At 71.5% G+C, this 7,390-nt stretch carries 9 protein-coding genes and 1 pseudogene; 8 read left to right on the top strand and 2 right to left on the bottom strand.

What is annotated here, in order from left to right; translation table 11 throughout:
* A pseudogene (locus tag ACWDRR_RS43875) lies at positions 1–124 on the top strand (IS110 family transposase); the annotation flags it as partial.
* Between the two features lie 47 nt (positions 125–171).
* Here ACWDRR_RS43875 and ACWDRR_RS43870 read toward each other — a convergent pair.
* Complete coding sequence (locus tag ACWDRR_RS43870) at positions 172–813, bottom strand: hypothetical protein (protein ID WP_449777952.1); 642 nt, start codon at positions 811–813, stop codon at positions 172–174.
* 1,085 nt (positions 814–1,898) lie between these two features.
* Between ACWDRR_RS43870 and ACWDRR_RS43865 the strand changes: the two genes are divergently transcribed.
* From ACWDRR_RS43865 to ACWDRR_RS43855, 3 genes are all read left to right on the top strand, one after another.
* Complete coding sequence (locus ACWDRR_RS43865) at positions 1,899–2,420, top strand: RICIN domain-containing protein (RefSeq protein ID WP_449777951.1); 522 nt, start codon at positions 1,899–1,901, stop codon at positions 2,418–2,420.
* Positions 2,421–2,593: 173 nt separating this feature from the next.
* Positions 2,594–3,061, top strand: a complete 468-nt coding sequence (locus ACWDRR_RS43860) for a hypothetical protein (RefSeq protein ID WP_449777950.1) — start codon at positions 2,594–2,596, stop codon at positions 3,059–3,061.
* Between the two features lie 67 nt (positions 3,062–3,128).
* Complete coding sequence (locus tag ACWDRR_RS43855; protein WP_449777949.1) at positions 3,129–3,710, top strand: NUDIX domain-containing protein; 582 nt, start codon at positions 3,129–3,131, stop codon at positions 3,708–3,710.
* 147 nt (positions 3,711–3,857) lie between these two features.
* Here the strand turns inward: ACWDRR_RS43855 and ACWDRR_RS43850 are convergent, their stop codons facing one another.
* Complete coding sequence (locus tag ACWDRR_RS43850) at positions 3,858–4,829, bottom strand: replication-relaxation family protein (RefSeq protein WP_449777948.1); 972 nt, start codon at positions 4,827–4,829, stop codon at positions 3,858–3,860.
* A gap of 7 nt (positions 4,830–4,836) precedes the next feature.
* On the opposite strand from ACWDRR_RS43850, the gene ACWDRR_RS43845 reads away from it, so the two are divergent.
* The 4 genes from ACWDRR_RS43845 to ACWDRR_RS43830 form a co-directional block, all read left to right on the top strand.
* Positions 4,837–5,277: a hypothetical protein gene (locus ACWDRR_RS43845; protein ID WP_449777947.1), complete on the top strand. Its 441-nt coding sequence runs from the start codon at positions 4,837–4,839 to the stop codon at positions 5,275–5,277.
* A gap of 607 nt (positions 5,278–5,884) precedes the next feature.
* Positions 5,885–6,394 (top strand): hypothetical protein, encoded by a 510-nt coding sequence (locus tag ACWDRR_RS43840; protein ID WP_449777946.1) that lies wholly within the window; start codon positions 5,885–5,887, stop codon positions 6,392–6,394.
* A 136-nt stretch (positions 6,395–6,530) separates the two neighbouring features.
* Positions 6,531–7,025 (top strand): hypothetical protein, encoded by a 495-nt coding sequence (locus ACWDRR_RS43835; protein WP_449777945.1) that lies wholly within the window; start codon positions 6,531–6,533, stop codon positions 7,023–7,025.
* Positions 7,022–7,390: hypothetical protein (locus tag ACWDRR_RS43830; protein ID WP_449777944.1), on the top strand; the 369-nt coding region annotated here is incomplete at its 3' end. The genes ACWDRR_RS43835 and ACWDRR_RS43830, both read left to right, overlap by 4 nt.

Below are 7,390 nucleotides of genomic sequence, written 5' to 3'. Positions count from 1 at the left end.
AGGCATGTCCAAGAAGGACATCACACGCTGCCTCAAGCGCTTCGTCGCACGCGAGATCTACAACGCACTGACCAGGCCACCAGCACCACAAACCAGCAAAGCCGACCTTGCCCCCGCAGCTTGACGTCTATAGGAGCATCCGCAGCTCTGTTGCCCAACGAGCGGGCCCATTCAGCTGATCGCGAGCGGCACAGGATCCAGGCCCAGCTTGCTCCGGCACGAGTCGACGGCCTGGATGACCCAGGCAGTCACGGCGTCGCGATCCGGCGCCATCGAGTGAAGCTCACGTGCCCTCCCCTGGGCTTCGACCACCCACGGGGCCAGCGGGTCCTCTCGAAGGACTCGCTCGAACTGATCACGGGCCGTGTCCGAATCCCCGACCAGGGCGGCTGCGATCCCGACGTCGAAGCAGTCCCAGAGGAATCCCCGACGGTCTGGCCTGGACGTCAGGTGTTGGGCAATGTCCTGCAGTGCCGGGAACTTGTCCCTCAACGCGGTCACGTTCGCAGCCGCCTGTCGGCTGAGTTCGAGTGCCAGGGGCGTGAACTGGTCCTCGGTGCGGAACGGCTCGGGGCCGATCCGGACTGCGTCCACGTGGAAGGCCAGGTGGTCCACGTCGTGCCACAGCCACATCGCACCGACGTGCAGACCGCTGCCAGCAGTCCGTGGTGGGGTGAACTCCACAACCCCCAGCCACCACCCGTGATCATCAGTCCACAGCCGCGACCGCCCACGCTGGGCCAGGCCGAGCGGCTTCAAGGACTCCCGCGCCGCCGAGGTGATGATCCGGAGAACCGGACTGCGATCTGCCATGACCGGCATTATCGACCGTCCTACCGACACCCCCGTCGGTACTGAGCGTCACCGTTCCACAGAACTTGGACCAGAACCACAACTCGTGATTAGAGCCAGTCACCTCGTACCAGTGGCGCTGATCGCGGCGGAGCTCACCTTGACGGTCACCCCGTCACCCAGGCGTGCACCTTGATGATCACCTCGGAAGCCAGACGCCCTTGCCACCGGCTCCGAAAGCCTTGGGGGGCGGCCGCCCCGGTCGGATGACCATGAGGCTGCCTCGGCCGCTACGGTGAGGCCGTGGACATGCGGACGATCATCGAGAGCCTGGCCGAGGAAGCCGAGCGGCAGCGGCGTGACAAGACCTGGGAGCCGACCGACGCCGATCGCGCCCTGGCCGCGCAGGCGGCGGCCGCCCTGGCCGCCGCCGCCCTGGCCGCCGCCGTCGGCCCTGCCGAGGTGCAGCGGGCGCAGGAGCCGGTGGGGCGGCTGGAGGACCTGCGGGAGGCACTCGCCGCCCTCGCCATCGCCACGGCCCGCATCCACGGCCCGCATCCACGGCCCGCTGGCCTGGCTGCTGGCCGCCGCCAGCACCGCGCTGTTCCCGGTCCTCCGGTGGCGCACGGTGGCCGCCGAGCGCGGCTTCGCCTTCGGCGTGGTCGAGGCCACCGCGGCCCGGTACGACGAGGCCGAGGACGCGGAGCTCCGCATGCAGTCCCTCCTGGCAGCCATCGCCACCTGAGCGGTGCGACCAGGAGGGCCTCCGCACGCTGCTCACCCTGGTGCCCGCCCTCGGGCCCCGGTCCGACTCCTTGGTGGTCGCCCCGTCACCCGGCCACACCCCCTTGGAAGGCTTTGCCGAAGACCTTGGAGAGCGTCCCGGACATCTTGGAGACGCTCCCTGCGGCTGGCCGCGAAGACCTTGGAAGCCAGGCAGAAAGTCCAGCTCAAAGCATTGGTGACGGCTGCCCCCGGACACCTTGATGCCCCGTGCACTCCACCCTGTTCTTGACAGGGTGAAACACGCTTCCCGACCGTCCCCGCGGTGTGATCCAATACGCGCGGCCGTGCAGGGAGCACGCCACCGACCCACAGGGGGACCAATGATCAGAGCCATCGACACCAGACGCATCGCCTCTGCCGCCGCGGTGCTCGCCGCGACCGCGGGGCTCGCCGTGGCCGCGCCCGCCGCCCCGGCCCGGGCCGACACTCCGAGCGTGTTCCAGCTCGTCAACGCGGCCAGCGGTAAGTGCCTGGACGTCTCCGGCGGGTCCACCGCCGACGGTGCCGCGGTGATCCAGTGGAGCTGCCACGGCGGGGCCAACCAGAAGTGGACCTGGGACCGGGGCCTGCTGGTCAACGTCCTCACCGGCAAGTGCCTGGACATTCCCGGCGCAAGCACCGCGTGGGGCACCCAGGCTGTCCAGTGGACCTGCCACGGCGGCGACAACCAGTGGTGGTTCGAGGAGTCCGACGGTACCGACGAGTCCGCCCGCCGGTTCCCCAACCTGAACAGCGGGCTGCTGCTCGATGTGTCCGGCGCCAGCACGGCCGATGGCGCCGCGGTGATCCAGTGGGCCCGCACCGGCGGCACGAACCAGGGCTGGCACTACGTGGCCTCCTGATCCGGAACGCCACCGGAGCCCCGGCCGAAGGCGCGCCTTCGGCCGGGGCTTGCGTCTGTCGCGCACCCACCGGTCCGCCGGCGACGGGAACCGGATCCGGGGAGTTGAACGTGTTCAATGTGGCGGCGGGGTGACGTCGTCACCGCGCATCAGGACAGCCGAGGGGTTCCTTCATGCAGGACGAACGCGTTTCCGCGCGGCGCAGGTGGTTCAAGTGGTCCGTCATTGCCCTCGGAGTCGGCTTCGTCCTGTCGCCCGTGGTCTGCCTGGCCCTCGTCGTGTCCACGTTCGCCGCCGTGGACGGCAGCGCGAAACGGGTCGGCTGCTCGGAGGTCGTGGAGTTCGCGGGCGCCTCGATGCCCGCACAGGCCACCGGGGCGAGCTGCACGGACACCAACTCGTTGATGGACCGTGGCTGCACGGCCGAGTTCCGGATGCCCCGCGCCGACCTCGCCGACCGCCTGACCGCGGCCTTCCCCCGCGTGCGGCCGGTCGAGACGTACGGACCGTGGCTGCGCTTCGTCAACTCCCAGGAGGCGGACGGGACGCGCCCGCAGGTGCAGGCGATGTTCGTAGAGCTGGACGTCACGTACGAGGTCGACGCGGCCGCGCTGGTCCGGGTGAAGGCGTTCGATGTCTGACACAGGCGGCCCCGCCCGTCTGTGTGCTCAGGCGGGCGGGATCCTGGCTTCCAGGAGGCGGAATTCGATGCCCTCCGGGTCGGCCGGGACGTGGGCTGCACCTCGGTCGCCTGTCTCGGGTTGCCCGGCCACGTGCGCGCCCCGGCCGGAGGTCACCGGCCGGGGCGCGCTGCCGTGGAGTCCCGCGCTCCTGCTCCACGACGGCCACCTGGCCCTGATCCGGCGCGAGCGCCCCGACGGCCTCCAGCACTCGCTGTCCGGCGGCCTGGTCGAGGACGGCGAGGATGCGGCCACCGCACTGCGCGGTGAGCTGCTGGAGGAGCTCGGCCTGGACCTGGGCGCCCTGCCCGAGCCGCCGGTGCTGTGCTTCGTCCAGGAGCAGGAGACCCGGCGTCCGGGGGAGACGGCGCTCTTGCGTCGGCGGCACCTGGTCTTCACCGCCCGCCTGCCCGGCCACCTCCACCGCGCCGTGGCCGCTGTAGAGCAGGACGACCCGGGCCGGGCACCTGTGCTCTGGCTGCCGCTCACCGCCGTGGCAGGCCTCCACCTCTGCCCGGCCGTCGGCCCCGTCCTCCACCGGGCCGCCGAGCCCGCCGCCGGCCCGGCGCTGCCGGCGCCGATGACGGGCGACTCCTACCGGTGGCGCTGACCGCGACGCCGCTCACCTTGATGGCCACCCCATGGTTCGGCCGGACATCTTGATGCCCACCCCCGCCGTTGCCGGGCACCTTGACGGTCTTCCGAGGTATCGACGGGATACCTTGGAAGGAAGATTACGGAGCGATAACGCTGCAGGTCAAAGCATTGATGAGTGGTGCCGGACACCTTGATGCCCACCCCGGCCGCTGTCCGGGGCGGGCGTCAAGGTGAGTGTGGTGGCGCTGCTCAGGGCTTGGTGCCGGTCGGCTCCCACCAGGGCCTGGGGCCGTCGGGGGTCGGCGATCGGCCACCAGTTGTCTTCGCCCGCGCTATCTGTTTCCAGGTCCTCCAGCTTGGCGACGCCGGCCGGGACGCTGTGCAGCATCTTGGCGACGTACGGGGTGCGGGCGGCGATCTCCAGGTCGTTCGCCCGGTTGGCGAAGCCGGCCTGGCCGGTGCCGGTGAGGACGAACGGCAGCCGCGGGAAGACGGGGTGGCGGCGCTCCCACAACGGCTTGCGGCCGCCCTGAACGGCCTCGATGCTCCCGGCCCTCGTCCCGGCCGGGAGCGGGGCGGTGGCCCGGTGGCGGGCGTAGGCGTTCAGCTTCGCGGCCGGCCGGGGTCCGCCCATGGTGGCGCGGTCGACCTCGACGAACGCCAGGTGCACCACCCGCGCCCCGTTGGCCGCGGTGCGCCCGTAGTGGAGCAGGCCGTCGGGGCGGACCGTGCCCTCCTTGCCTTCGGCGAAGCGGTGGGTGACCTCCGGGACGAAATCGAACGGCCTGTAGGAGTTGCCCCGCTTCCGGGCGTCGGTGAGGAACACCAGGTGCGTTCGGACGACGGCGAGCCGGTGGTACAGGGTGAACGTGAACGCCTCCCGGTCGCCGGGCGGCCGGGGCGCGGGGATGTCCGCGAGCTCCGGGAACGCGGCGGCGATCCGGGCGCCGTGCTCCGTCAGGAGCCGGCCCTTCGCCCGCCCGGACTGCGGCAGCACCAGTTCCTCGTCCAGGCCGCGCTCACGCAGCCCGCGCAGCCGGCCCCGCGTCTTCTCGATGCTGCTGTCCGGCGCGTGCAGCCGGCGCAGCTGCTCGGCGGTGGCGATGCGGAACCGGAACAGCGAGGCCACCACCGCCCAGGTGATCTCGACCTCCCGCGTCTCGCTGTCCGGCTCCGCCCCGGTCCGCGCCCTGCGCCTCGTCGCCCCGGTCCGCGCCCTGCGCCTCGTCGCCCCGGTCGTGCCCGTCGCGCCCGTCGTGCCCGTCGTGCTCGTCGTGCTCGTCGTGATCGTGCTGCCCTTCGGCTGGCGCGGGGCCGTGTGCCTCGCGCGGTCGCCGAAGGGAACCCCGCACGCCTTGGCGGATTCCTTGGTGATCCACCCCTTCTGCGGCAACGATCACGTAACGGTCTCCGCCAAGGTGACCATCAAGGTGACCATCAAGGTGTCCTCCAACCTTGGCCGACCCGTGACAGCGAATCTGGAGCGCGTGCCGTCGGAGTTGGATCGAGCGCGGTTTGTGACAGCAAAGTGGACCACCACGGGCACGTTGTCAGGGCGTCAGGTGACGTGGTCCCGGTAGTCCTCGGAGGCTGGGCAGTTCGTGGGCGCCGTCGTGCGAGGCGAGGAAGGTGCCCTCGGAGATGTCGAGGACCTGGCAGCCGACGGCGTAGGCGATTCGGAGCACCAGCGGCAGGGCATCGTCGCCGGTCCCCTGAGGTGAAGCATGATCGATTCGACTGGGTCGTCGGAGGCGACGTTCAGAGCGTGGTGGTGAACCGTGCTGTGGCTCGATGAGCTGCGGTTTCGTTGGGCTCCTGGTGTGGTGGTGGTCGGTCCGGGGCACCGCGGCCCGGCCCCGGCCCCGGCGTTCGACGCGTCGCGGGTGCTGGTGGAGCTCGCGCGGGTAGCCGTGCCGCCGCCGGCCGCGGCCGTGAGGTCCCGGTCGCGATGTACGCGGTGGCGCGGTCTTCGCCTTCTCCTGCCTGATGCCGGCGTTCGGCCTGCTCCGACGCTGCTCCGACGCGATCCCTCCGGACGATTCCCGGTCCCGCACCTTCCCGGGTGCGGGTCCGTGGGCGTTCGGCGGGTGGGCGCGGCGCTCGCGGCGGTCCGGATCGTGGCGTTCGAGGGGTGCGGTTGTTCGGCTGTCAACCATACTGGGGGTAACCGGCGGTGGCGAAGGAGCGATGGGCGTGCGAGAGCAGGACGAAACCGTGCTGGAGGCGGAGGAGCGGCTCGATCCGGAGGCGGAGCGGATCGGGGAGCGGATCGGGTTCCTGTTCTCGTACGTGCAGCCGCTCGGTCGGCGGTACACCTTGCAGGAGGTGGTGGACGGGATCCGTGAGGCGGCCGGGCCGGGGGATTCCAAGATTTCGGTCGGGCGGCTGTGGACCCTGCTCAAGGGGAAGGCCGGGAATCCCACCGTCGGGACGCTGCGGGCCCTGGGCGACTTCTTCGGCGTCCCGCAGGCGTACTTCATCGACGACGAGGTGGCGGACCGGGTCGCGGCGCAGCTCTCGCTGATCGCGGCGATGCGGGCCAACGACGTCCGCTCGGTGGCGCTGCGGGCGGCGGCGGTGGCGACCATGTCGACGCACGGGTTGGACACCGTGCGGTCGCTGGTCGAGCGCAGCGGACTGCTGGAGTCCGGGGCGGCGGTACCCGGTGCGGCCGGAGCGTCACAGCCTCCCGGCTGACGGTCGTTTAGACTCCGGTTGGGGCGGGTCGGGGCCGTCCGGGGCGGTGAGCTGTACGGACGCGGGGGCACGCGTGGAGGAACGGGATTGGCGTCGGTTCAAGGCGCGCTGTGAGGGCCTGATCGGGAGGCTCGACGTGCCTGCGCCGGTCACGATCGAGGTCCTGGCGGATTCCGTGGCCCGGTGGCGCGGGCGGGCGCTGCGACTGATTCCCCTGCCGGGCGCCGAGGTGCGGGGGTCGGGGATCTGCGGGGTGTGGATCGCCCTCGGCGATGCCGACCACGTTTACTACTCGGCGGTGACCAGCCCGGTTCACCAGGCCCACATCGTGCTGCACGAGCTGGCGCACATCCTGCTGGACCACCGGCAGGAGGGCGAGCCGGACCGCGAGGGGCTGCGGCGGCTCTTTCCCGATCTGGACCCGGCGATGGCGGCCCGGCTGCTGGCGCGGGACCGTACCCGCGCGACCACGGACCAGGAGCAGGAGGCAGAGCTGCTGGCCTCCCTGATCTGGCAGCACTTCGACACGATCCCGGTCGGGTGTCCGGGGATCCCGCGCGAGTCGGCCGACACGCTCGCCCGGGTGATCTGCACCTTTGCCGACGCGTACGAGTGGAGGGGACTTCATTGAGGCCGTTTGACCTGGTGGTCCTCCCGCTGGTGTGGAGCCTGGCCCTGTACGGTCTCGGTGTGCGGGGCGCGCCCCGGCGCAACCGGGTGCTGTCGGCGATGTGGACCTGCTGGGCGGTGTCGATGACGCTGGGTGCGCCGGCGGTCCGGCGCCTGGTCGACACCGTCCTCGGCATCGCCAGTGGCACCAACCTGCTGGTGCACCTGACGGGGCTGGCCGGCGCGGCGGCCATGGTGGAGTTCGTCCGGGAGATGACCGGACGGGCCCGGGGCCGGGTGTCGCGGGTGAACCTGGCGGGGCTGGGGGCCGCGTCGGTCGCGCTGACCGTCGCGTTCGTGGTGATGCCGCGCCCGGACGGCGAGGTC

This window comes from Kitasatospora sp. NPDC003701 (assembly GCF_053587085.1).
This window is presented reverse-complemented; position numbering and strand designations above follow the sequence as displayed.

Bases quoted from the DNA above. Each gene is read 5' to 3' on its own strand.
- ACWDRR_RS43870 (WP_449777952.1), bottom strand. From the start codon at position 813: ATGGCAGATCGCAGTCCGGTTCTCCGGATCATCACCTCGGCGGCGCGG.
- ACWDRR_RS43865 (WP_449777951.1), top strand. From the start codon at position 1,899: ATGATCAGAGCCATCGACACCAGACGCATCGCCTCTGCCGCCGCGGTG.
- ACWDRR_RS43860 (WP_449777950.1), top strand. From the start codon at position 2,594: ATGCAGGACGAACGCGTTTCCGCGCGGCGCAGGTGGTTCAAGTGGTCC.
- ACWDRR_RS43855 (WP_449777949.1), top strand. From the start codon at position 3,129: ATGCCCTCCGGGTCGGCCGGGACGTGGGCTGCACCTCGGTCGCCTGTC.
- ACWDRR_RS43840 (WP_449777946.1), top strand. From the start codon at position 5,885: ATGGGCGTGCGAGAGCAGGACGAAACCGTGCTGGAGGCGGAGGAGCGG.